The sequence below is a fragment of the Variovorax ureilyticus genome (assembly GCF_050632185.1).
Classification (GTDB): domain Bacteria; phylum Pseudomonadota; class Gammaproteobacteria; order Burkholderiales; family Burkholderiaceae_C; genus Variovorax; species Variovorax ureilyticus_A.
Genome location: NZ_CP192579.1, coordinates 867673 through 890524, shown reverse-complemented (window position 1 = coordinate 890524; position 22852 = coordinate 867673). Strand labels below are relative to the sequence as shown.

The 22852-nt window shown below is 67.3% G+C and carries 21 protein-coding genes and 3 pseudogenes; 17 read left to right on the top strand and 7 right to left on the bottom strand.

The genetic code is table 11. The features are described 5' to 3' along the window. Window positions 1-23 precede the first annotated feature (23 nt). Window positions 24-1754 (top strand): peptidoglycan D,D-transpeptidase FtsI family protein, encoded by a 1731-nt coding sequence (locus ACQ858_RS04290; RefSeq protein ID WP_431275563.1) that lies wholly within the window; start codon window positions 24-26, stop codon window positions 1752-1754. A gap of 144 nt (window positions 1755-1898) precedes the next feature. Here ACQ858_RS04290 and ACQ858_RS04285 read toward each other — a convergent pair whose 3' ends face one another. Next, window positions 1899-2801, bottom strand: coding sequence for a LysR substrate-binding domain-containing protein (locus ACQ858_RS04285; protein WP_431275562.1), 903 nt, complete (start codon window positions 2799-2801; stop codon window positions 1899-1901). A gap of 115 nt (window positions 2802-2916) precedes the next feature. Here ACQ858_RS04285 and gcl point away from each other — a divergent pair, with 115 nt between their 5' ends. The 9 genes and pseudogenes from gcl to ACQ858_RS04240 all read left to right on the top strand — a co-directional run bounded on the left by gcl (window position 2917) and on the right by ACQ858_RS04240 (window position 12723). Then, window positions 2917-4710 (top strand): glyoxylate carboligase, encoded by a 1794-nt coding sequence (gene gcl, locus ACQ858_RS04280; RefSeq protein ID WP_431275561.1) that lies wholly within the window; start codon window positions 2917-2919, stop codon window positions 4708-4710. Window positions 4711-4730: 20 nt separating this feature from the next. Beyond that, entirely contained in the window at window positions 4731-5510 is a 780-nt protein-coding gene (hyi, locus tag ACQ858_RS04275) for a hydroxypyruvate isomerase (protein WP_431275560.1), read from the top strand. Window positions 5511-5547: 37 nt separating this feature from the next. Further along, entirely contained in the window at window positions 5548-6447 is a 900-nt protein-coding gene (locus ACQ858_RS04270) for a 2-hydroxy-3-oxopropionate reductase (RefSeq protein ID WP_431275559.1), read from the top strand. Window positions 6448-6725: 278 nt separating this feature from the next. Continuing rightward, a pseudogene (locus ACQ858_RS04265) lies at window positions 6726-9030 on the top strand (NADP-dependent malic enzyme). Window positions 9031-9215: 185 nt separating this feature from the next. Then, the gene (locus ACQ858_RS04260) at window positions 9216-10244 is read left to right on the top strand and encodes an ABC transporter substrate-binding protein (protein WP_431275558.1); all 1029 of its coding nucleotides are present in this window, start codon (window positions 9216-9218) and stop codon (window positions 10242-10244) included. Next, window positions 10244-11089 (top strand): ABC transporter ATP-binding protein, encoded by an 846-nt coding sequence (locus ACQ858_RS04255; RefSeq protein ID WP_431275557.1) that lies wholly within the window; start codon window positions 10244-10246, stop codon window positions 11087-11089. Before ACQ858_RS04260 ends, ACQ858_RS04255 begins: the two co-directional genes overlap by 1 nt. Before the next feature lie 4 nt (window positions 11090-11093). After that, window positions 11094-11865: pseudogene (locus ACQ858_RS04250) on the top strand (ABC transporter permease). A 52-nt stretch (window positions 11866-11917) separates the two neighbouring features. Next, complete coding sequence (locus tag ACQ858_RS04245) at window positions 11918-12340, top strand: nucleoside deaminase (protein ID WP_431276781.1); 423 nt, start codon at window positions 11918-11920, stop codon at window positions 12338-12340. A 68-nt stretch (window positions 12341-12408) separates the two neighbouring features. Further along, entirely contained in the window at window positions 12409-12723 is a 315-nt protein-coding gene (locus tag ACQ858_RS04240; RefSeq protein ID WP_431275556.1) for an EthD family reductase, read from the top strand. On the opposite strand, the gene ACQ858_RS04235 is transcribed toward ACQ858_RS04240, so the two are convergent. From ACQ858_RS04235 to ACQ858_RS04225, 3 genes are all read right to left on the bottom strand, one after another. Further along, window positions 12720-13349, bottom strand: coding sequence for a phosphatase PAP2 family protein (locus tag ACQ858_RS04235; RefSeq protein ID WP_431275555.1), 630 nt, complete (start codon window positions 13347-13349; stop codon window positions 12720-12722). The genes ACQ858_RS04240 and ACQ858_RS04235 overlap by 4 nt on opposite strands. Window positions 13350-13417: 68 nt before the next feature. Then, window positions 13418-13816 carry an OsmC family protein gene (locus tag ACQ858_RS04230; RefSeq protein WP_431275554.1) on the bottom strand — a complete coding sequence of 133 codons (399 nt, stop codon included), beginning with the start codon at window positions 13814-13816 and terminating at the stop codon, window positions 13418-13420. A 34-nt stretch (window positions 13817-13850) separates the two neighbouring features. Further along, window positions 13851-14894, bottom strand: coding sequence for a Rieske 2Fe-2S domain-containing protein (locus ACQ858_RS04225; protein ID WP_431275553.1), 1044 nt, complete (start codon window positions 14892-14894; stop codon window positions 13851-13853). 198 nt (window positions 14895-15092) lie between these two features. Here ACQ858_RS04225 and ACQ858_RS04220 point away from each other — a divergent pair, with 198 nt between their 5' ends. Both ACQ858_RS04220 and ACQ858_RS04215 read left to right on the top strand, forming a co-directional pair. Further along, window positions 15093-15614 carry a nucleoside deaminase gene (locus tag ACQ858_RS04220; RefSeq protein ID WP_431275552.1) on the top strand — a complete coding sequence of 174 codons (522 nt, stop codon included), beginning with the start codon at window positions 15093-15095 and terminating at the stop codon, window positions 15612-15614. A gap of 85 nt (window positions 15615-15699) precedes the next feature. Further along, complete coding sequence (locus ACQ858_RS04215) at window positions 15700-16047, top strand: winged helix-turn-helix domain-containing protein (protein WP_431275551.1); 348 nt, start codon at window positions 15700-15702, stop codon at window positions 16045-16047. Here the strand turns inward: ACQ858_RS04215 and ACQ858_RS04210 are convergent. Together ACQ858_RS04210 and ACQ858_RS04205 are read right to left on the bottom strand one after the other, a co-directional pair. Continuing rightward, window positions 15969-16802: a nitroreductase family protein gene (locus ACQ858_RS04210; protein ID WP_431275550.1), complete on the bottom strand. Its 834-nt coding sequence runs from the start codon at window positions 16800-16802 to the stop codon at window positions 15969-15971. The genes ACQ858_RS04215 and ACQ858_RS04210 overlap by 79 nt on opposite strands. 5 nt (window positions 16803-16807) lie before the next feature. After that, a complete protein-coding gene (locus tag ACQ858_RS04205; RefSeq protein WP_431275549.1) occupies window positions 16808-17041 on the bottom strand; it encodes a hypothetical protein in 234 nt (77 codons plus the stop codon). Between the two features lie 185 nt (window positions 17042-17226). Between ACQ858_RS04205 and modB the strand changes: the two genes are divergently transcribed. From modB to ACQ858_RS04180, 5 genes and pseudogenes are all read left to right on the top strand, one after another. Beyond that, complete coding sequence (gene modB, locus ACQ858_RS04200) at window positions 17227-17904, top strand: molybdate ABC transporter permease subunit (RefSeq protein ID WP_431275548.1); 678 nt, start codon at window positions 17227-17229, stop codon at window positions 17902-17904. Window positions 17905-17921: 17 nt separating this feature from the next. Further along, a complete protein-coding gene (modA, locus tag ACQ858_RS04195) occupies window positions 17922-18683 on the top strand; it encodes a molybdate ABC transporter substrate-binding protein (protein ID WP_431275547.1) in 762 nt (253 codons plus the stop codon). Continuing rightward, window positions 18680-19458: pseudogene (locus ACQ858_RS04190) on the top strand (ABC transporter ATP-binding protein). Before modA ends, ACQ858_RS04190 begins: the two are co-directional and overlap by 4 nt. A gap of 59 nt (window positions 19459-19517) precedes the next feature. Further along, window positions 19518-20348, top strand: coding sequence for an urease accessory protein UreD (locus ACQ858_RS04185; protein WP_431275546.1), 831 nt, complete (start codon window positions 19518-19520; stop codon window positions 20346-20348). Between the two features lie 21 nt (window positions 20349-20369). Beyond that, window positions 20370-21815: an MFS transporter gene (locus ACQ858_RS04180; protein ID WP_431275545.1), complete on the top strand. Its 1446-nt coding sequence runs from the start codon at window positions 20370-20372 to the stop codon at window positions 21813-21815. Window position 21816: 1 nt separating this feature from the next. On the opposite strand, the gene ACQ858_RS04175 is transcribed toward ACQ858_RS04180, so the two are convergent. Beyond that, complete coding sequence (locus tag ACQ858_RS04175; protein ID WP_431275544.1) at window positions 21817-22761, bottom strand: VTT domain-containing protein; 945 nt, start codon at window positions 22759-22761, stop codon at window positions 21817-21819. Between the last annotated feature and the right edge of the window lie 91 nt (window positions 22762-22852).

The following is a 22852-nucleotide window of genomic DNA, read 5'->3' as shown; positions in this document are numbered from 1 at the left end:
CAACCATCCGGAATCCAAGTTCAATGAATCGAAGCGGACGCAGCGTCCAGTACGCGACCAGCCCCCTGCTCACGAGCAAGACACCTGTCTGGCGCAGCAGACTCATCGTGGCCGGCATCGCAGCGGGCTTTCTCGTGCTGGCCGTGCGCGCCTTCTATGTCCAAGTGATCGACAACAAGTTCTTCCAGCACCAGGGCGAAGTGCGCTTCGCCCGGACGCTCGAGCTGCCCGCCAACCGCGGCCGCATCCTCGACCGCAACGGCGACATCCTCGCATCCGACATTCCGGCACCGAGCATCTGGGCGATTCCGGAAGACGTGGACCCCGCCGACCCGGCCGTGCAGCCCAAATTGAAGAAGCTGGCCGAATTGCTCGGAATCCCGCAGGCCGAGCTCACGCGCAAGCTGGACGACGACGACAAGAGCTTCGTCTGGCTCAAGCGGCAGGTGGACGAACCGGTCGCCAAACAGATCGCCGCGCTCGACATCAAGGGCATCTACCAGCGACGCGAATACAAGCGCCAATACCCCGAGGGCGAAGCCGCCGCGCACGTGGCCGGCTTCACCAATGTCGAGGATGTCGGCCAGGAAGGCATCGAGCTCGCGTTCGACAAGGAACTCGCCGGCAAGGCGGGTTCGCGCCGCGTGATCAAGAACCGCCTGGGCGCCGTGGTCGAGGACGTGGGCGAACAGATCCCGCCGGTCGAGGGCCACGACATCCAGCTCAGCCTGGACGACCGCATCCAGGCCGTGACCTACGAGAAGCTGCGCGACGCCGTGGTCGCGAACAAGGCCAGGGCGGGCAGCGCGGTGGTGGTCGACGCCAACAGCGGCGAGTTGCTCGCGATGGCCAACTACCCGAGCTTCAACCCCAACGACCGCCACAACCTCAACGGCGAGCAGCTGCGCAATCGCGCCATGACCGATGTCTTCGAACCCGGCTCGACGATGAAGCCCGTGACCGTGGCCACCGCGCTCGAACTCGGTCGCGTCACGCCGCAAACGATCATCGACACCAACCCCGGCCGGATCACCGTGTCCGGCGCGACCATCCACGACGACGAGAACTTCGGCGTGCTGACGGTCGAAGGCGTGATCCAGAAATCGAGCAATGTCGGCGCAACCAAGATCTCGCAGCGCATGACGGCCAAGGAGATGTGGGATTCGTTCACCTCGCTCGGCTTCGGCCAGAAGCCGCAGACGGTCTTCCCGGGCGCCGTGACCGGGCGGCTGCGGCCGTACAAGTCGTGGCGTCCGATCGAGCAGGCCACGATGTCCTACGGCTACGGCCTGTCGGCGTCGCTGTTCCAGATCGCCCATGCCTACACGGCGTTTGCCAACGGCGGCAAGGTCATTCCGATCACCCTGCTGAAATCGAGCGAGCCGCCGGTGGGCGTGCCGGTGTTTTCATCGGTGGTGGCGAGCGAGGTGCGCAAGATGATGCACATGGCCGCCGCGCCCGGCGGCACCGCGCCGCTCGCGCAGACCGAAGGCTATTCGGTGGGCGGGAAGACCGGCACCGCCCACAAGCAGGTCGGCAAGGGCTACGCCAGCAACAAGTACCGCGCCTGGTACACCGGCATGTCGCCGATCGACAAGCCGCGCGTCATCGTCGCCGTGATGATCGACGAACCGAGCGCGGGCAAGTACTTCGGCGGGCTTGTGGCGGCGCCGGTGTTCAGCCAGGTGGTGCAGCAGACGCTGCGGATTCTCAATGTGCTGCCGGATCTGCCGGTGGCGTCGCAGGCGCATTGAATGTTGCTCGCCCCCAGGTTGGCTCACTTCGTGTAGCCGCCCACCCCTGCCGGGGGCGCAGTCAGCGGCCCGGCGAAGCCGGTTCCGCGACTGCCCGCGAACGGGCCTGCGCTGCGCGCGGCCGGCGCGACTTTCGCGGCGCGCCTATTTCTTCCACCATTGGCCGCCGAACCGCCCTTGCAGGAAGGCGACGAAGCTCGACACCTTGCCGGGCACCAGCTTCGGCGAGGGGAACACCGCGTGGATTTCCTGCTCGGCGAGGCCGTGGTCGGACAGCACTTCCACCACCTGGCCCGCCGTGAGCGAATCGCTCGCCACATAGCGCGGCATCAGGGCAATGCCGAGCCCCGCGCGCGCGGCGGCCAGCACCGCCGACACGTTGTTCGAACGCAGCCGGCCCGATACCGGCACCGAGACCGGCTCGCCCTTCGGCGTGTGCATGTGCCACACGTCGTCGCCCACCACGCTGCTGTAGATCAGCGCCACATGCGCGCTCAGGTCCTGCGCCTTCTTCGGCGTGCCGTGCTTCTTGAGATAACCGGGTGCCGCGACCATCACCCACGGATTCATTCCCAGGTAGCGCGCACCCAGCGATGAATCCGCCAGCTTGCCCATGCGCACCGCCACGTCGATGCCCTGCGCGACGAGGTCCACGTAGCGGTCCTCGAAGCTGAGATCGACCTGCACCTGCGGATGCCGTGCCATGAACTCGAGCGCCAGCGGCACGATGATGCGGCGGCCGAACGCGGTCGAGGTGCCGATGCGCAGCAGCCCCTGCGCCTGCGACTGCCGCAGCTTGACGATGCTGTCGGCCTCCTCCGCGTCGCGGACGATCGATTTGCACTTCTCGTAATAGAGCGCGCCCGCTTCGGTGAGGCTCACACCGCGCGTGTTGCGGTTGAGCAGCCGCACCTTCAGCCGCGCCTCGGTCGCCGCGACCTGCTTGGTCACGGTGGGCTGGGTGGTGTTGAACTCGCCGGCGGCTTTCGAGAAGCTGCCGGTTTCCACCACGCGCACGAACATTTCCATTGCAAGCAGACGGTCCATAGGGCCGGATCGTAGTCCGACTTATTCCGCCATGGAATAGGCTTTATGGCCCCATGCCGTCTTCTGCCGAGTGGCCCCGATTCCTACAGTGGAGTCCATCCCAAGGAGACTTCAAATGGCAAAGATGACTGCGGCCCAGGCCGCCGTGCTGGTGATGGAAAAAGAAGGCATCACGCAGGCCTTCGGCGTGCCCGGCGCCGCCATCAACCCGCTGTATTCCGCGCTGCGCAAGCAGGGCAGCATCGCCCACATCCTCGCGCGCCACGTCGAAGGCGCATCGCACATGGCCGAGGGCTACACCCGCGCGGTCGCCGGCAACATCGGCGTGTGCATCGGCACCTCGGGCCCCGCGGGCACCGACATGATCACGGGCCTGTACTCGGCATGGGCCGATTCGATCCCGATCCTCTGCATCACCGGCCAGGCGCCGCGCGCGCGTCTCTACAAGGAAGACTTCCAGGCGGTCGACATCGAGTCGATCTCCAAGCCGGTCACCAAATGGTCGGTCACGGTGCGCGAGCCCGGACAGGTGCCGCAGGTCTTCCAGCAGGCCTTCCACCTGATGCGCTCGGGCCGCCCGGGCCCGGTGCTCATCGACCTGCCCTTCGACGTGCAGATGGCGCAGATCGAGTTCGACATCGACACCTACCAGCCGCTCCCGGCCTACAAGCCCGAGGCCACCCGCGCCCAGGTCGAGAAGGCGCTTCTGATGCTCAACGCCGCCGAGCGCCCGCTGATCGTGGCCGGCGGCGGCATCATCAATGCCGATGCGAGCGACCTGCTCGTGCGCTTTGCCGAGGCGACCGGCGTGCCGGTCATCCCCACGCTGATGGGCTGGGGCACGATCCCCGACGACCACCCGCTCATGGCCGGCATGTGCGGCCTGCAGACCAGCCATCGCTACGGCAACGCGACGATGCTCGCGAGCGACTTCGTGCTCGGCATCGGCAACCGCTGGGCCAACCGGCACACGGGTTCGGTCGAGGTCTACACCAAGGGCCGCACCTTCGTGCACGTCGACATCGAGCCCACGCAGATCGGCCGCGTCTTCACGCCGGACTTCGGCATCGTCTCGGATGCCAAGGCCGCGCTGAAGCTCTTCGTCGAGGTGGCCGAGGAGATGAAGGCCAAGGGCCAGCTGCCCGATCGCGCGAAGTGGGCCGGCGAATGCCGCGACCGCAAGAAGACCCTGCTGCGCAAGACCAACTTCGGCGACGTGCCGATGAAGCCGCAGCGCGTGTACCAGTGCATGAACAACAACTTCAGCCACGACACCTGCTACGTGAGCACCATCGGCCTGTCGCAGATCGCGGCGGCGCAGTTCCTGCACGTCTACAACCCGCGCCACTGGATCAACTGCGGGCAGGCCGGCCCGCTGGGCTGGACGATTCCCGCGGCCCTCGGCGTGCGCGCCGCGGACCCCGCCCGCAAGATCGTCGCGCTCTCGGGCGACTACGACTTCCAGTTCATGATCGAAGAGCTCGCGGTGGGCGCGCAGTTCAAGCTGCCCTACATCCACATCGTGGTCAACAACTCCTACCTCGGCCTCATCCGCCAGGCGCAGCGCGGCTTCGAGATGGACTACTGCGTGCAGCTCGGCTTCGACAACATCAACGCTGGCGAGGACGCGGGCGTCGAGCGCAGCTACGGCGTGGACCACCTCAAGGTGGTCGAAGGCCTCGGCTGCAAGGCGATCCGCGTGACCAGGCAGGAAGAGATGACGCCCGCCATCCAGCAAGCCGAGCGGCTCATGGCGCAATTCCAGGTGCCGGTGGTGATCGAGGTGATGCTCGAGCGCGTGACCAACATCGCGATGGGCACAGAGATCGACGCCATCAACGAATTCGAGCCGCTGGCCGAGAGCGTCGCGGACGCACCCACGGCCATCGCCGCAGCGATGCTCGACTGATTCCCGAGGAGACAAGCAACATGCCCAAATTTGCAGCCAATCTGACGATGCTGTTCAACGAGCTGCCGTTCATGCAGCGTTTCGAAGCCGCCGCCAAGGCCGGCTTCAAGGCGGTGGAGTATCTCTTCCCTTACGCCTACAACAAGAAGGAACTGGCCGCCGCACTGAAGGACAACGGCCTGATGCAGGTGCTGCACAACCTGCCGGCCGGCGACTGGGACGCCGGCGAGCGTGGCATCGCCTGCCACCCGGATCGCGTCGGCGAATTCCGCGAAGGCGTGGGGCGTGCGATCGACTACGCGACCGCGCTGGGCTGCCCGAAGGTCAATTGCCTGCTCGGCAAGCTTCCCGCGGGCGTCACCGCTGCCGATGCGCGCAAGGTGGTGGCCGACAACCTGCGCTTCGCCGCGAAGGAGCTGCAGAGCGCCGGCATACGGCTCTTGATCGAGCCGATCAACACCTTCGACATTCCCGGCTTCTATCTGAATCGCACCGACCAGGCGCTGTCGATCCTCGACGAGGTCGGCTCATCGAATCTGCTGGTGCAGTACGACATCTACCACGCGCAGCGCATGGAAGGCGAGCTCGGCAACACGCTGTCGAAGCACATCACGCGCATCGGACACATCCAGCTCGCCGACAACCCCGGCCGCGGCGAGCCGGGCACGGGCGAGATCAACTACCCGTGGCTCTTCAGGCACATCGATTCGATCGGCTACGACGGCTGGATCGGCTGCGAATACAAGCCGCGCGGCACCACCGCCGAAGGCCTCGGCTGGCGCACCGCGCTCACGCAATAACGAAGTCACACACCAGGACAAAAGGAAAGCTCGCAACATGTCGAACACGAACGTACAGAAGATCGGCTTCATCGGCCTCGGCATCATGGGTGCGCCGATGGCGGGGCACCTGCTGGAGGCCGGTCACCAGCTCCATGTGAACACGCGCGGCCGGGTCCCGGAGCCCTTCGCTTCGAAGGCGTTGGTCTGCGCGACGGCCACCGAGGTGGCCAGGCAGGCGGACGTGATCTTCCTGATGGTGCCGGACACGCCCGACGTGGAGAAGGTGCTGTTCGGCGAAGGCGGCGTCGCCGCCGGGTTGACGAAGGGCAAGGTGGTGGTCGACTGCAGCTCGATCGACCCGATCGCGACGAAAGAATTCGCCAGGCGCATCCTCGACCTGGGCTGCGGCTACGTCGATGCCCCGGTCTCCGGCGGCGAAGTCGGCGCGAAGGCGGCGAGCCTCACGATCATGTGCGGCGGCGACGAAGGCACCTTCGCGCGCGTGCGGCCGCTGCTGGAGAAGATGGGCAAGAACATCACGCTGGTCGGCAACGTGGGCGACGGGCAGGTTTGCAAGGTCGCGAACCAGATCATCGTGGCGCTCAACATTGCGGCCGTGGGCGAAGCGCTGGTGTTCGCCTCCAAGGCCGGCGCCGATCCGGCCAAGGTGCGGCAGGCGCTGATGGGCGGCTTCGCATCGTCGCGCATCCTGGAGGTGCATGGCGAGCGGATGATCAAGCGCACCTTTGCGCCGGGTTTCCGCATCGCGCTGCACCAGAAGGACCTGAACCTGGCGTTGCAGGGTGCCCGCTCCCTGGGGGTCGCATTGCCCCAAACCGCGAGTGCCGCCCAACTCATGAATGCGTGCGCGGCCTTGGGATACGCACAGGAAGACCACTCGGCTTTGGTTCGCGCGCTAGAAGCAATGGCTGCCCACCCCGTAGCCCAGGGGTAATCTGCGCGAAGTCGAAGACGAGTCCCCCGCTTGATCGGCCCCCGAGCCCGGTTGGCGGTGCGGGGCTGGGGGCGCCTCTACGCCGCCGAGGAGCGCAGCCCCCAGCCCCGCACCGCCAACCGGGCGGACGTCCCACAGAAAAAACAACCCATGCCTCCCGCCAGCCCCATCCATGAAAATCCCGCATCGATTCAACAGCCAATCCAAGCGCTTCACCCTCGTTCAAGCCACGACTTTGCGTTAGCCTCTCTCCTGAGCCAGGAAGCAAGGAGACACTGATGGCCAACAAAGAACTTTCCCCCGCCGAACAGGCACTGCGTGACGCGGCTCGCGAATACCACCGCTCGCCGGTCAAAGGCAAGATCTCGATCTCGCCCACCAAGCCCCTTCTCAACCAGCGCGACCTGTCGCTGGCCTACTCGCCCGGCGTCGCCTACCCCTGCCTCGACATCGAGGCCGACCCGGCCCTCGCTGCCGAATACACCTCGCGCGGCAACCTCGTCGGGGTCGTCACCAACGGCACCGCCGTCCTCGGCCTCGGCAACATCGGCCCGCTCGCCAGCAAACCGGTGATGGAAGGCAAGGGCTGCCTCTTCAAGAAGTTTGCCGGCGTCGACGTCTTCGACATCGAGCTGGCCGAAACCGACCCCGACAAGCTCGTCGACATCATTGCCTCCCTCGAGCCCACCCTCGGCGGCATCAACCTCGAGGACATCAAGGCGCCCGAGTGCTTCTACATCGAGAAGAAGCTGCGCGAGCGCATGAACATCCCCGTCTTCCATGACGACCAGCACGGCACCGCCATCATCTCGGCCGCCGCACTCCTCAACGGCCTCGAACTCGTCGGCAAGAAGATCGAGAACGTCAAGATCGCCGTCTCCGGCGCCGGCGCCGCCGCCATCGCCTGCCTCGACGTCATGGTCGGCCTCGGCGCCAAGGCATCGAACATCCACGCCGTCGACTCCAAGGGCCTGATCTACATCGGCCGCCCTGGCGGCTTCGACGATTCGAAGACCCGCTACGCCCAGAAAGACACCGGCGCCCGCACCCTCGCCGACGTCATGAAGGACGCCGACGTCTTCCTCGGCTGCTCCGCGCCGGGCGTGGTCACGCAGGACATGGTCAAGAGCATGGCCAGCCAGCCGATCATCCTGGCGCTCGCCAATCCCGAGCCCGAGATCCGCCCCGAGTTGGCCAAGGCGGTGCGCCCGGACTGCATCGTCGCCACCGGCCGCTCCGACTACCCGAACCAGGTCAACAACGTCCTGTGCTTCCCGTACATCTTCCGCGGCGCGCTCGACTGCGGCGCCACCAAGATCACGGAAGAAATGAAGCTCGCCTGCGTGCGCGAGATCGCCGACCTCACCAAGGCCGACATCAGCGAGGAGGTTGCCACCGCCTACGCCGGCCAGGAACTGGCCTTCGGCCCCGACTACATCATTCCCAAACCCTTCGATTCGCGGCTCATCCTGCGCATCGCACCGGCCGTTGCCAAGGCCGCGCAGGACTCGGGCGTCGCCACCCGGCCCATCGAGGACCTCGAGGCCTACCGCCAGCACCTCACCCGCTTCGTCTACCAGACGGGCATGTTCATGCGCCCGGTGTTCACCGCCGCCAAGTGCGCGACCCGCAAGCGCGTCGCCTTCGCGGAAGGCGAGGACGACCGCGTACTGCGCGCCGCCCAGCTCGCGGTGGATGAAGGCCTCGCCAAGCCCATCCTCGTCGGCCGCCCCGCGGTCATCGAGGCGCGCATCAAGAAGGCCGGCCTGCACATCCGTCCGGGCACCGATGTCGAATGCGTGGACCCCGAAGACGATCCGCGCTTCCGCACCTACTGGGAGGCGTACCACAAGATCATGGGCCGCCGCGGCATCACGCCGGAGGCATCGAAGGCCATGGTGCGCCGCTCGAACACCACCATCGCTTCGCTGATGGTCCACCTTGGCGACGCCGATGCGATGCTCTGCGGGCTGGTCGGCCGTTTCGACAGCCACCTGCGCATCCTGCAGAATATCCTCGGCCAGAAACCCGATGCACCGGGCTTCGCGACACTCAACGCGCTCACGCTCGAGAAGTACACCCTCTTCATCGCCGACACCAACGTGCATGAAGACCCGAGTGCCGAAACGCTGGCGAAGATCGCGGTCATGGCCGCCGAGGAAGTACGCCGCTTCGGCCTGCCGCCCAAGGTCGCCTTCCTGTCGCACTCGAACTTCGGCACGTCGGAGCGCGGCTCGGCCCGCAAGATGCGCCAGTGCCCGCGAGCTGTTCGCCAAGATGGCGCCCGACATCGAATGCGACGGCGAAATGCACGGCGACGCCGCCCTGTCCGAGGAAGTGCGCCGCAAGGCACTGCCCGACTCCACGCTGACCGGCGAAGCCAACCTGCTGATCTGCCCGAACCTCGATGCGGCCAACATCCTCTTCAACGTGCTGAAGATGACTGGCAGCAACGGCGTGACTGTCGGCCCGATCCTGATGGGCGCGGAAGGCCAGGCGCACATCCTGACCCCCTCGGCGACCGTGCGGCGCGTGGTCAACATGACCGCGCTCGCGGTGGCGAACGCGAACTCGGCACGCTGATTTCACGCACCAGAAAACGCCCCGCCGCGGTGCACGCGACGGGGCGTTTTTCATGTTCCGCCTTGCGGACGAGGGATGCTCGCAGGCGGCGTCATGCACCTCATTGGCACATCGGAAGGGTTCGCACCAAGTGCGTGCGGGCACCTTTTTTGCTTGAATTCGTTACACCTTTGAACGGAATCCGAATGAACAAGCGCCAACTGCTCCAGTCCTTCCTTGCCGCATCGGCCCTCAGCTTCGGCCTCGGCACCGCCTACGCCCAAACCACGCCGATCAAGTTCCAGCTCGACTGGCGCTTCGAAGGACCCGGCGCGTTCTTCACCCACCCCGCCGCCAAGGGCTACTTCAAGGCCGCCGGCCTCGACGTGACGGTTGACGCGGGCAACGGCTCCGGCGGCGCGGTCACGCGCGTGGCCTCGGGTGCGTACGACATGGGCTTCGCCGACCTCGCGGCGCTGATGGAATTCCACGCCAACAACCCCGACAGCCCGAACAAGCCGGTGGCGGTGATGATGGTCTACAACAACACGCCGGCCTCGGTCATGGCGCTCAAGAAGAGCGGCATCACCAAGCCCGCCGACCTCACCGGCAAGAAGCTGGGCGCCCCGGTGTTCGATGCCGGCCGCCGCTCGTTCCCGATCTTCGCCAAGGCCAACAACATCGGCGCCGTGACCTGGACCGCGATGGACCCGACCCTGCGCGAAACCATGCTGATGCGCGGCGACATCGATGCGATCACCGGCTTCACCTTCACCTCGCTGCTCAACCTCGAAGCGCGCGGCGCGAAGGCTGCCGACGTGGTGATCCTCCCCTACCCCGACTACGGCGTGAAGCTCTACGGCAACGCGATCATCGCGTCGCCCAAGCTGATCAAGGAGAACCCGGCGGCGGTGAAGGCCTTCCTGCTGGCTTTCACCAAGGGGGCGAAGGAAGTCATCGCCAATCCCGCCGTGGCCATCGAGTCGATCAAGGCGCGCGACGGCATCGTCAACAGCGAACTCGAAACGCGCCGCCTGAAGCTCGCGATCGACACCGTGGTGAACACGCCCGACGCGCGGGCCGAAGGCTTCGGACAGGTTAACGCCGGGCGTCTCGCGCTGATGGCCTCGCAGGTGTCCGACGCCTTCGGCACCAAGACGCGCGTGAATCCGGATGCGGTGTGGAACGGATCGATGCTGCCGAGCGCCGCCGAACTGAACATCCTGCGCAAGTAATGCGGGAACAGCAGGACAAGACGCCCTTCGTCGATTTCCAGGACGTCTGGCTCGCCTACAACGAAGAGCTGCTGCGCGCGAACCACTTCGCGGTCGAGGCCATCGACCTCCAGGTGAAGCGCGGCGAGTTCATCGCGATCGTCGGGCCCTCGGGCTGCGGCAAGTCGACCTTCATGAAGCTCACGACGGGCCTGCGCATGCCGTCGATGGGCAAGATCCGCATCGACGGCCAGCCGGTCACCGGGCCGCTGAAGATCTCGGGCATGGCGTTCCAGGCGCCGTCGCTGCTGCCCTGGCGCACCACCGTCGACAACGTGCTGCTGCCGCTGGAGATCGTGGAGCCCTATCGCTCCACCTTCAAGGCCAGGCGCAAGGAGTACGTCGAACGTGCCCGCCGCCTGCTGCAGAAGGTCGGCCTCGGCGGCTACGAGGACAAGTTCCCGTGGCAGCTCTCGGGCGGCATGCAGCAGCGCGCGAGCATCTGCCGCGCGCTCATCCACGAGCCCAAGATGCTGCTGCTCGACGAGCCCTTCGGCGCGCTCGACGCCTTCACGCGCGAGGAGCTCTGGTGCATCCTGCGCGACCTCTGGACCGAACAGCGGTTCAACGTGATCCTGGTCACGCACGACCTGCGCGAATCGGTGTTCCTCGCCGACACGGTGTACGTGATGAGCAAGAGCCCCGGCCGCTTCGTCGTCAAGCGCGAGATCGACCTGCCGCGACCGCGCGAGCTGGAGATCACCTACACCAAGGAATTCACCGACATCGTGCTCGAGCTGCGCAGCCACATCGGCGCGATCCGCAGCCAGGGCGCCAACTCCGCTGCCACCGCGATCCCGCAGTAAGCCCATGAAGAACAAGAAGCTCATCGAACGCTGGTCGCCCTGGCTGCTGCTGGTCGCCGTCATCGTGCTGTGGCAGATCATCTGCTCTGCCTTCGAGGTGTCGGAGTTCATCTTCCCGAGCCCGTGGCGCATCTGGACGCAGTTCTGGGAATTCAAGGAAGTCATCGCCGGCCACGCCCGGCGCACCTTCTGGGTCACGATGGCGGGCTTCGGCATCGCGATCGTGGTGGGCGTGCTGCTGGGCTTCGTGATCGGCAGTTCGCGCGTGGCCTACGCGGCGGTGTATCCGCTGATGACCGCCTTCAACGCATTGCCCAAGGCGGCCTTCGTGCCGATCCTCGTCGTGTGGTTCGGCATCGGCATCGGGCCGGCGATCCTCACCGCCTTCCTCATCAGCTTCTTCCCGATCATGGTCAACATCGCGACCGGCCTCGGCGACGCTCGAACCCGAGCTGGAAGACGTGCTGCGCGTGCTCGGCGCCAAGCGCTGGGACGTGCTCGTGAAGATCGGCCTGCCGCGCTCGCTGCCGTACTTCTACGGCTCGCTCAAGGTCGCGATCACGCTCGCCTTCGTCGGCACCACGGTGTCGGAGATGACCGCCGCCAACGAAGGCATCGGCTACCTGCTGATCTCCGCGGGCTCGTCGATGCAGATGGGCCTCGCCTTCGCGGGGCTGATGGTGGTGGGTGCGATGGCGATGCTGATGTACGAACTCTTCAGCGCGGTCGAGAAGCACACCACCGCCTGGGCGCACCGGGGCTCGCAAGGTGAATGACGAACAGAAGCTGAAGGCCCTGCGCCGCGCCAACGAGGTCGCGCGGCGTGCGATGGCGATGGGCCGCCACCCCTTCGGCGCGGTCCTGGTCGCGCCGGACGGAGAAACGGTGCTCGCCGAGCAGGGCAACATCGACACGGTGCATCACGCCGAGGCCACGCTCGCGCGCACCGCATCGCTGAACTACCCGGCCGACTACCTCGCGCAGTGCACGCTGGTCACCACCTTCGAGCCCTGCGCGATGTGCGCGGGCACGATCTACTGGGCCAACATCGGGCACGTGGTCTATGGCGCGGAGGAGAGCGCGCTGCTCGCACTCACCGGCGACCATCCCGAGAACCCGACGCTGTCGCTGCCCTGCCGCGAGGTGTTCGCGCGCGGGCAGAAGAACATCACGGTCGATGGCCCGGTGCCCGAGGTCGCTGAGGAGATGATCGCGACGCACCGCGGTTTCTGGGAATCCCGCGGCCGCTGAATCCGCCGCGCCTTGTTCGCGGCTGCGCGTTCTCCTATGCTCTGGCGCTTGCCACAAGGAGACGCAACATGATCAAAGTCAGCGTGATGTACCCGCACACACCCGGGGCCCGCTTCGACCACGACTACTACCGCGATTCGCACATGCCCCTGCTCAAGCGGCTGATGGGCGAAGCGTGCAAGTCCTACACCATCGACAAGGGCCTCGGCGGCGGCGCCCCCGGTGCGCCACCGGTGTATGTGGGCATGTGCCACGTGTTCTGCGATTCGGTCGAGGCCTTCCAGGCGGCGTTCGGGCCACACGCCAAGGAAATCCTCGGCGACATCGCGAACTACACCGACATCAAGCCGGTGATGCAGATCAGCGAAGTGGTGGTGGGCTAGAACCTCGTGGCGTAGCCTACCGTCAATCCGCGCGGAAGAATCTGGACGAAGAACGGCGTCTCGTACCGCGTGGCGAAATAGCCGGTGGCGGTGCCGAGCGCCCAACCCGCGAGCACGTCGGTCTGCCAGTGCGCCTGGCCTTTCATGCGCGCGACGCCGTCGTACAGAGGCAAAAGCTCCAGCGCCCAGACCCAGGGATTGCGGTCGGCATAGTTGACGATGATGGGTGTCACGAAGCTGGCCTGCAGCGCCACTTCGCCACTCGGAAAGCTGTTGTTTCCGCGCCCCTTGAACCATGCATCGGGGCCCTCGCCGCTGATGGGCCGGGGCCGGCCCGTCGTCTCCTTGAGCACCTGCGCGGCCACGCCGGATGCGACCGACGCATCGATCGTCTGCCATAGCGTATGGCCGAACTCGTCGTCATTGCCGAGCCAGACGGCGCCCGCCACCTCGAAGAGGATGACCCCATACTGCAGGGCCTCCTGGTTGCTCCGCGACCAGATGCCGCTCTGGTTGTACTTCAGCACGCTGTCGATGCCGAGCGGTCCGCCTCCGGCATCGGCGCCGAGCGCAACGAGCCCCGGCACCAAGGCACCGATGAGTTGTCGGACGCGGCGAGCCAGCATGACGACACCGTAGGCGGCCTCGATGAGCGGAAGCTGAACGCAACGTGAAACAACGGTATCTCTATCGCTCAGACCAGCTTCGTCTCGATCTCGGTCTTCACCTCGGTCATCAGCTTGTGCACCGGGCACTTGCCCGCCACGCGCAGAAGCTCCTGGCGCTGCGCTTCGCTGAGGTTGCCCGTCACGCGCAATGAGGTGCCGAGCCGGTAGGTGCCTTTACGCTCCTCGCTGTCGTCGCGGTCGACCACGACTTCGATCTCTTCGACCGGAATGCCCTTGCGCCTGGCATAGACCAGCACGGTGAGCGCCTTGCAGGCGCCGAGCGAAGCGTCGTAGAGGTCATGCGGCTGCGGGCCGGCGTCGGCGCCGCCGCCCGCAACGTCCACGTCGACCGGAATCTCGTGGGCGCGAATGCGGACCGTGTGCCGCGTGCCGCTGACGTCGTCGCGTCGGACCGTGATGCTCATGCTATCTCCTGGCGATGGGCCACGATGGTAGCCGTCAGCGATGAATCTCGCTTTCGCCGTGCTTTGCGAGCAACTGCATCAAGTGCTTGCGGATCAGCATGCCGGGACGGTCTGACTCCATCGAATACTCCACGCCGCGCCGACGTGTGTCGACCAGCGCATCGGGGTCGGTGGATTCCAGGATGTCCTTGTCCTCGCGCGTGATCTCCTCGTCGAAGTCGATCAGCATCTGAGCCGCGCAATCGGCCTCGGTGTCGTTGCGGAACAGCCATTGGCACAGCTGGATGCGCCCATCGTCGATCGGCGTGAAGCAGTTGATGATGATGTGGCGGATGCCCGAGGGGTATTCGATGTCGAGCCGCCGCGAGAACGGCAGAAAGTAAGCATTGCGCATGTGCCGCGTGGTGATCGGGTCCGCCACGCCGCTGATCGCGCGAAACCTGGCGGGGTTCGCCGCATCGATCACCGTCTCGGCGTAGAAGCCGTTGTCGTTCTCGATCAGCTCGTACTTGCTCGGCTTGGGGCTGGCGGCCACGCCGAAGGTCGCGCGGTGCACGAAGCTGAAGTGCGAGTTGTCGAACGAGTTCTCCAGCGCGCGCATGGGGCTGGTCTGCCACTCCTCGTAGAACTGATGAATCGTGCGGAAGGCCGGATCGTCGTATTCCGGAACCGCCGGGATGCCCGCGATCGGTTCTTCCAGCGCCACCCACGCATAGCCGTAGCGCGCGGTGCAGTGATAAGCCGCCGTCTTGTACTCCGGCGAAATCGTGCGGTCGGGCTCGTATTGCGGGATCCGGATCACCTGCCCGCTGCGGTCATAGGTCCAGCCGTGGTAGCCGCACTGGATCGCTCCCTGGCCGCAGGCCTTGCCCTCGGCATCGACGCACCAGCCCTTCGAGAGCTTCGCGGTGCGGTGGCAGCAGCGGTCGCGCAGCGCCGCCGGCTGGCCGTCGGCATCGAGGAACAGGACGATGTTCTCGCCGAGCAGCGTGAAGGGCCTGGGCCCCTGCTGCAGATCGGCGAGCGGCATGACGGCATGCCAGAACTTGCGGAACACGGGTTGCTGCGTGACGAGCATGAGAAAAGACTCCTTCGGATGTGCGTGGGGACGACCATGAAAGAGCAATTTCCCACCGCGGACGGGGCCGGGCTGAACGCTTCTACTCTGTCCCGGAACCCATGCAAGTTGCGCGCCCGATGCGCTGGCATGCCGCCTGCATCACGCCGGCGGACCGTCGAGGCGTTCGGCGGCGCGCGCTGAACGTAGCATCCAGGCATGACCACCCTTCCCCCCGATTTCTTCCCGGCCGAATCCCCGCTCGACGAACGCGACGGACGCTACCTGCGCAAGGCCATCGTCTGGTCGCACGCCGCCCGGCGACGGGGCAACCGCCCGTTCGGCGCGGTGATCGTCTCCGCCGCCGGCGAGGTGCTGGCCGAGGCCTACTGCAACACCGGCGAGACGGGCGACGTGACCGGTCATGCCGAAACCAATGCGGTGCGGATGCTCGCCGAACGCAGGCTCTCGCGCGAGGAGCTGGCCGGCGCGACGATCTATTCGTCCGGCGAGCCCTGCGTGATGTGCGCCGGCGCGATCTTCTGGGCCAACATCGGCCGCGTGGTGTTCGGCATCGACGCCGTGCGGCTGCGGCTGTTCCGCGGCGAGCGGAGCGACCAGCGCGATGCAGAGCTGTCGTGCCGCGACGTGTTCCGCGCGTCGCCCCATCCGATCGAATGCATCGGCCCCGCGCTGATCGACGAGGCCGCCGCGGCGCACGACGGCGCCTGGAAGACCTGAGCACGCATCTCACGATATATTCGTTCTGACATGACGTGATCGGCCGCGATCTGCGCCCGTCGCCGGATCGTTTAACCTCCGCGCCATGAAATCCAAAGTGCAGTTCCGCCTGCGCATCTACCGCGATGAGAGCATCGCCATCGGCCCCGGCAAGATCGCGTTGCTCGAAGCCATTGCGGAGACCGGCTCGATCTCCGCCGCCGGCCGGCAGCTCGGCATGTCGTACCGCCGCGCATGGATGCTGATTGACGAAATGAACCGAGCGCTCAGCGCACCGGCAGTCAGCACCGCCACCGGCGGCACGCACGGCGGCGGCAGCGCGCTGACGCCGGTCGGCGAGCAGATCGTGCGCCACTACCGCGCCGTCGAGAGCACTGCACGCGTCGCGGCGGCGGCGGACATCACCGCGTTGACCCGCCTGCTCGCACCGTGACCATCGATCTGCGGTCCATCGGCATCGTCCACAGCCCCTTCAGCGACGTGGCGGGCATGCCGATCCAGACGGCCGGCGCGACCGACGAGCCGGGTCGCGTCTCGATCAGTTGCCCATGGTGCGGTCCGACGACCGCATGGGCTGATCCGCCGCGGGCAGCTGTCCGATCCACCGCGAGAGCACCGACTGCGAGAGCCGCTCCCGCTCCCGCGCACGCGGCGGCGGCTCCGCGATAGTTCCGACACTGACGAAGCCCGCGAGGTACTCCCCCGTTCGATACCTAGCTGCCCGGCGAGGATCGGATCGAAGCAGCGCTCTCCGCTGAGCACGATCGCCCCGTAGCCCAGCCGGTGCGCTGCCGCCAGGAGGTTGCCGAGCGCCGCACCCGCAGCGAGCCACTGGTCGCGCATCGGCACCCGGGTCCGGCGGCGCGGACAGACGACGAAGCCGAGCAGCATCGGCGCACGCTGGGCGTGCTCGCGCGCCCGCCTGAGATCGGACTCGCCGGCCAGCGGATCGCGCCGGAGCTTCTCCTGCTCGAAGCAGCGGGCCAGCATGTCGCGCGTCTCCGGCCGGAACTCGATCAGGCGCCAGGGCATCAGGCCGCCGTGATCCGGGGCGCGAAGGGCCGCCTGCACGATGGCTTCGAGCTCGTCGGCATCGGGACCGGGCGCCCTCAGGCGCTTCGGTGAAATGGATTGCCTCGACAGAAGGTCCGCCAGCCTTTGCTCGGCGAGTGTCAGCGCATCCAGCATGTCGCTCATCCTCCGCAGGCGGCGCCTGCTTTTCTGCTCAAGACGTCGCCGATGTCCTGCGCATCCGCGAGCGCGACCAGGAACGATTGCGCCTCGCCGCCGGCGGTCACCATCGAGATGACGAGGCGGCTGGAGTCCAGCTCCTGCTCGATGCGCCATTCATGGACCTCCGCAACGCGACGAAGCTCCGGCCTTCCATCGACGGAACGAACCACGGTGTCGTACTCGGGATGTCGCATGGTGTGTCTGCGCTCGGGTTCTTTGCGATATTGGCATCTTGCCGCATCGCTGTATCTGTGAGTATATGAAGATTGATCTTTTCGGGATCGCAGCCACCATCTTCGAATTCCAGATTCCCTTGTAACCATGATCTTCGGCACGTCATCTTTTCCATGTGTAACAATACCGTAATTCCTTTCAGTGCATGACGATCGCCTTCCTTTCCTCGATGGACTGGTCACCTCTGGTGCTCTCGGTCAAGGTCGCGACCTTTGCGACGCTGCTCGCACTGGTGGCCGGCGTCGTGCTGGGCTGGCTCTTCGCGCGCCGGCCGTTTCCGGGCTCCCCGGTGCTCGAATCGCTGTTCATGCTGCCGCTGGTCCTGCCCCCCACCGTGATCGGCTATGCCATCCTCGTCGCGGCCGGACGGCGCAGCCCGCTCGGCGGATGGCTGCGCGAGCATTTCGACTACACGATCATCTTCAGCTGGCACGGGGCGGTGGTGGCCTCCGCGGTGGTGGCGCTGCCGCTGGTGCTCAAGTCGGCCAGCGCTGCCTTCGAGCATGTGGACCGCTCCCTCGAAGCCGCGGCCAGCACGCTGCGCCAATCGCCCCTTTCCGTCTTCCTGCGCGTGACGCTGCCGCTCGCGTGGCCGGGCATCCTCGCGGGCACGCTGCTCGCCTTCGCGCGCGCCATGGGTGAATTCGGCGCATCGCTGATGGTCGCCGGCTCGATTCCCCAGCAGACCCAGACCCTGTCCATGGCCATCTACGACGCCGCGCAGGCCGGCAACGATGACCTCGCGCTGGTGCTGGTGGTCGTCACGTCACTGCTCTCGATCACCGTGCTTGTTCTGTCGAACCGGTTCTTCTCACTCCGCTGACGCCCAGGAGCCTCTTCATGCGCACACCCCGCCTCGCTTCCCGCCTTGCCTCCATCGTTCTCGCCCTTGCGCTGCCGGTCGGCGCGACGGCGCAGCAGCTCACGGTGTCGGCCGCGGCGAGCCTGACGGATGCCTTCAAGGAGATCGGGGCCAAGTTCGAGGCGAGCAAGCCGGGCGCGACCGTGCGCTTCAACTTCGCCGCCTCGGGTGTGCTGCTGCAGCAGATCAGCCAGGGCGCGCCGGTCGACGTCTTCGCCAGCGCCGACCAGGAAACCATGGACCGCGCCGTGCACCAGAAGCTGATCGACACCGCGACGCGCAGGGACTTCGCGACCAACAGCCTCGTGCTGATCGAACCCGCCCAGGGCGGTGCCGGCATCAAGACGCTGCAGGATCTCACCGGCCCCAACGTGAAGAAGATCGCCGTCGGCAAGACCGCCACCGTCCCGGTCGGCCGCTACACGCGCGAGGCGCTCGAGGCCGCCAAGCTCTGGGCCCCGCTCGAACCCCGCTTCGTGCAGGCCGACAGCGTGCGCCAGGTGCTCGACTACGTGAGCCGGGGTGAAGCGGAAGCCGGCTTCGTGTACCGTACCGATGCCGCCGTCATGGGCGACAAGGTGCGCGTGGTGCTCACGGCGACCGGCCACACGCCCGTGTCTTATCCGATCGCCGTGGCTGCCGGGAGCAAGGAGAAGACGTTGGCGAAGGATTTCATCGCGTTCCTTTCGACGGAGCAGGCGCAAGCGGTGCTGGTGCGCTTCGGCTTCGGCAAGCCGTGATCGACGTCGATCTGCAACTGACTGTCACCGACGGCACGCGCCGCTTCGATCTCGCGGCGCGCTTCGCCACGAACGTTCCCTTTGCCGCGCTCTACGGCCCTTCCGGCGCCGGCAAGTCGCTGACCTTCCAGGCCATCGCCGGGCTGCTGCACCCTCGGCGGGGCACGTGCGGCTCGATGGCCGGACGCTGTTCGATTCCACACAGGGGATCGACGTACCAGCACCCGCGCGGCGCATCGGCTACTTGTTCCAGAACTACGCACTGTTCCCGCATCTCTCGGTGCGCGAAAACGTCGCCTTTGGCCTCACCTCCTGGCGCAAGCGGCGTCTTTCTCGCGAAGACGAAGAGCGGGTCGACGCCCTGCTGTGCAGCTTCGACCTCGGCGCCATGGCCGACAGCCGCCCGCGCACCTTGTCCGGCGGCCAGCAGCAGCGCGTGGCGCTCGCCCGTGCGCTGGCGTGCCGCCCGCAGGTGCTGCTGCTGGACGAGCCCTTCGCGGCGCTTAACCCCATGCTGCGCAGCGCCGTGCGGCAGGACCTCGCGGCGATGCAGCGCGAATGGGGCATTCCGGTGTTGATGATCACGCACGACATCGACGACGTGCTCGAGCTCGCGGACGTCGCCTTCGTCTACGAGGCAGGCCGGGTGGTGCGGGAGGTCGACCTCCGGGACGGCACGAGCCGCTCGCTCATGGCGCAGCAGCTCGGCGTGCCTGTGCAGCACGAGGAAACGCCCGAGCGCGGCAGGCTGCGCCGTCTGCTGCAGGGCGGGTAGGCGGCAGGCCTGCCAGGGGCTGCGACCGCCGGGCGCGGCGAAGTCCCTAAACTCCAGCCATGCCCTGGCACGCGCAACTCGATCTCGACTACCGTCTCGAACAACTACGCAGCACCGCGCGATTCCGCCATGACGGCCCCTTGCGCATTCTCCAGAGCCTTTACCCGGAAGGCGACGCGGTGTGTCACAACGTGCTGGTCCATCCGCCGGGCGGCCTGGTCGGCGGCGACACCCTGGACATCCGCGTGCGCGCCGCGCCGGGGAGCCACGGGCTGATCACCACGCCCGGCGCAAGCCGCTTCTACCGCTCCGAGGGTGAGCTCGCGCAGCAACGCACCGATCTCACGCTTGAGCCCGGCGCGCGCCTCGAATGGCTGCCGCTCGAAGCCATCTGCTACAGCGGCTGCCGCGCCGAGAACCGGTTGACCCTGCGCGTCGCGCCCGGCGCCGAGCTCATCGGCTGGGACGTGACCGCGCTCGGGCTGCCCAACGCCGGCAAGCCCTTCGCGCACGGGACGCTGCAGCAGCACATCGAGGCGCCCCGCGTGTGGCTGGAGCGCGGGCGCATCGATGCCGGCGATGTCCGGCTGCTGCAGAGTCCGCTCGGCTTCGCGGGGCATCGCTGCATCGCGTCGATCTTCTTCATCGCCGGTTCGCCGATCGCGCGCGAGCGGCGCGAGGCCGCGCTCGACGCGGCGCGCTCGCTGATCGACCGCGATGCGCTGCAGGACAGCGCGGGCGTCACCAGCCCGCACGCCGAGGTCATCGTGCTGCGCGCGCTCGCGCCGGTGGTCGAACCGGCGATGCAGCTGCTGCGCCAGGTGTGGATGGCCCGGCGTGCCGAACTCTGGAAGCTCCCCGGCCAGCCGCCGCGCATCTGGGCGATGTAGCGGGGCCCGGGCGGAGCCGACATGCGCATCGAACGAAGCGACATCCCGGCCCGCCTCGATCGCCTGCCCTGGTCGCGCTGGCACTGGCGCGTCGTCCTCGCGCTCGGCGTGGCCTGGGTGCTCGACGGGCTGGAGGTCACGCTGGTCGGCTCGCTCGGCGGCGTGCTGGAGCGGACGGACACGCTGGCACTCACCGCGACGCAGGTCGGATGGTCCGGCTCGCTCTACATCGCCGGGGCGGTCGCTGGCGCGCTGATGTTCGGCCGGCTCGCGGACCGGTTGGGCCGCAAGCGGCTCTTCCTGCTCACGCTCGCGGTCTATGCGATCGCGACGCTGGCGACCGCGCTGTCGACGGGCTTTGCGTTCTTTGCCGTCTGCCGCTTCGCGACCGGATTGGGCATCGGCGGCGAGTACGCAGCCATCAACTCCGCAATCGACGAGCTGATCCCGGCGCGCGTGCGCGGACGTGTGAACCTCGCGATCAACGGCAGCTTCTGGGTGGGCGCGGCGCTGGGCGCGGGGGTGAGCCTGTGGCTGCTCGATCCGCGCGTGCTGGGCCCGGTGGCGGGCTGGCGCGTCGGCTTCGCCTTGGGCGCGCTGCTGGCGCTGGCGATCCTCCTGGTGCGGCGTGACGTGCCGGAGAGCCCGCGCTGGCTGATCGCCCACGGCCGCGCCCACGAAGCCGAAGGCATCATGGGCCGCATCGAGGCGCAGGTGGCGGCGCAGCACGGCCCGCTGCCGTCGGCGGCCGGCCACGTGGCCTTCGGCGCGCCTGCGCAGCCCGGCTGGCGCGACGTGGCGCATGTGCTGCTGCGGCGCTATCCGCAGCGCAGCATGGTCGCACTGGCGCTGATGATCTCGCAGGCCTTCTTCTACAACGCGATCTTCTTCACCTATGCGCTGGTGCTCACGCGCTTCCACGGCGTGCCCGAAGGCAGGGTGGCGCTCTACATCTTCCCGTTCGCGCTCGGCAACGTACTCGGGCCATTGATCCTCGGACCGCTCTTCGACCACGTGGGGCGGCGGCGGATGATCGCGCTGACCTACGTCTGCTCGGGCATCGGGCTCGGGCTGACGGGATGGGCCTTCATGCTCGGCCTCCTCGACGCGCGCGGCCAGGCGCTTTGCTGGTCGGCGGTGTTCTTTCTGGCGTCGGCCGCGGCGAGCTCGGCCTATCTCACGGTGAGCGAGGTCTTCCCGCTGGAGATGCGCGCGATCGCGATCTCGATCTTCTATGCGGTGGGCACCGGCGCGGGCGGCTTCGTCGCGCCGGCGCTCTTCGGCGCTCTGATCGAGACCGGCAACCGGGGCGCGGTGGCGATCGGTTATGCGATCGGCGCGGTGCTGGTCGTCGTGGCCGGGTCGATCGCATGGCGCTGGGCAGTGGATGCCGAGCGCAAGCCGCTCGAGGAGATCGCGCCACCGCTCGGATCGGCGACGCGCGAAGCGCCCGGGCCGCGCCGGTGATTCAGGCCGTCTGGGTCGGGTGGCCGGCCTCGACCCACGCATCGAGCCCGCCGGCGAGCGGCCGCGCGCGCTTCATGCCTCGCGAAGCCAGCGCCTGCGCGCCCAGCGCGGCCGACACCTCGTTCGGGCAACTGCAATAGAGCACGATCTCGCGATCGGTGCCGTCGAAGGGCAGTTCGACGCGCCTCTGCTGAATGTCCTTGAGGGCAATCGGCAAGGCACCGGGAATGCGCCGGGGATCGACCTGCACGCCAGCCTCGCCGCGCACGTCGATCACGATCGGCGGCGGCTCGCCGTCCATCAGCGTGAGCAGCTCTCCGACCGTCACGCGCGGCATGCCGGTCAGGCGCATGAACGTCCGGCGCCGCCAGTAGCGCACCGCGAGCATCGCGGCGAGCACGACGACGAGCGCCACGATCGCGAAGCTGCCCGCCTCCGACAGGACATCGAGCACCGCCTGGATCTGGTCGCGGAAGAGCCAGCCCAGCGCGAGGAAGATGCCGGTCCACAGCAGCGCGGCGAGCGTATCGAACGCGACGAAGCGCCACGACGACATTCCCAGCGCACCCGCCATCGGCGGCGCGATCACCGACACGCCGGGCACGAACTTCGCCAGCACCAGCGACATTCCGCCCCACCGGCCGATCAGCGTCTCGCTGCGCCGCACGCAGGAATCCGGCGACATCGAGATCTTGCAAAGCAGCCGCATGAAGCGGTAGCCGTAGGTCCGCCCCGCATAGAACCAGACCGCGTCGCCGAGCAGGTTCGCGAGCCACGACGCAGCCACCATCGCCACCAGCAGCGCTGGCTGCGCGATCGCCGCCAGCGCGCCGGCCACCACGAGCAGCGGCGACGCCGGCACCGGGAGGCCGACCCGCGCGCAGAAGGTGACGACGAACACGACGGCGACGGCGTGCTCCACCAGCAGCAGACTCAGTTGCTCCACGCGAGGCTCCCGGTTGGCAATGGAGGAACGACGGGAGGGATCTGCATGGCGGGCGGCTCTGGCGGTTGGAGTGGCCAGAGCGTACAGCCTT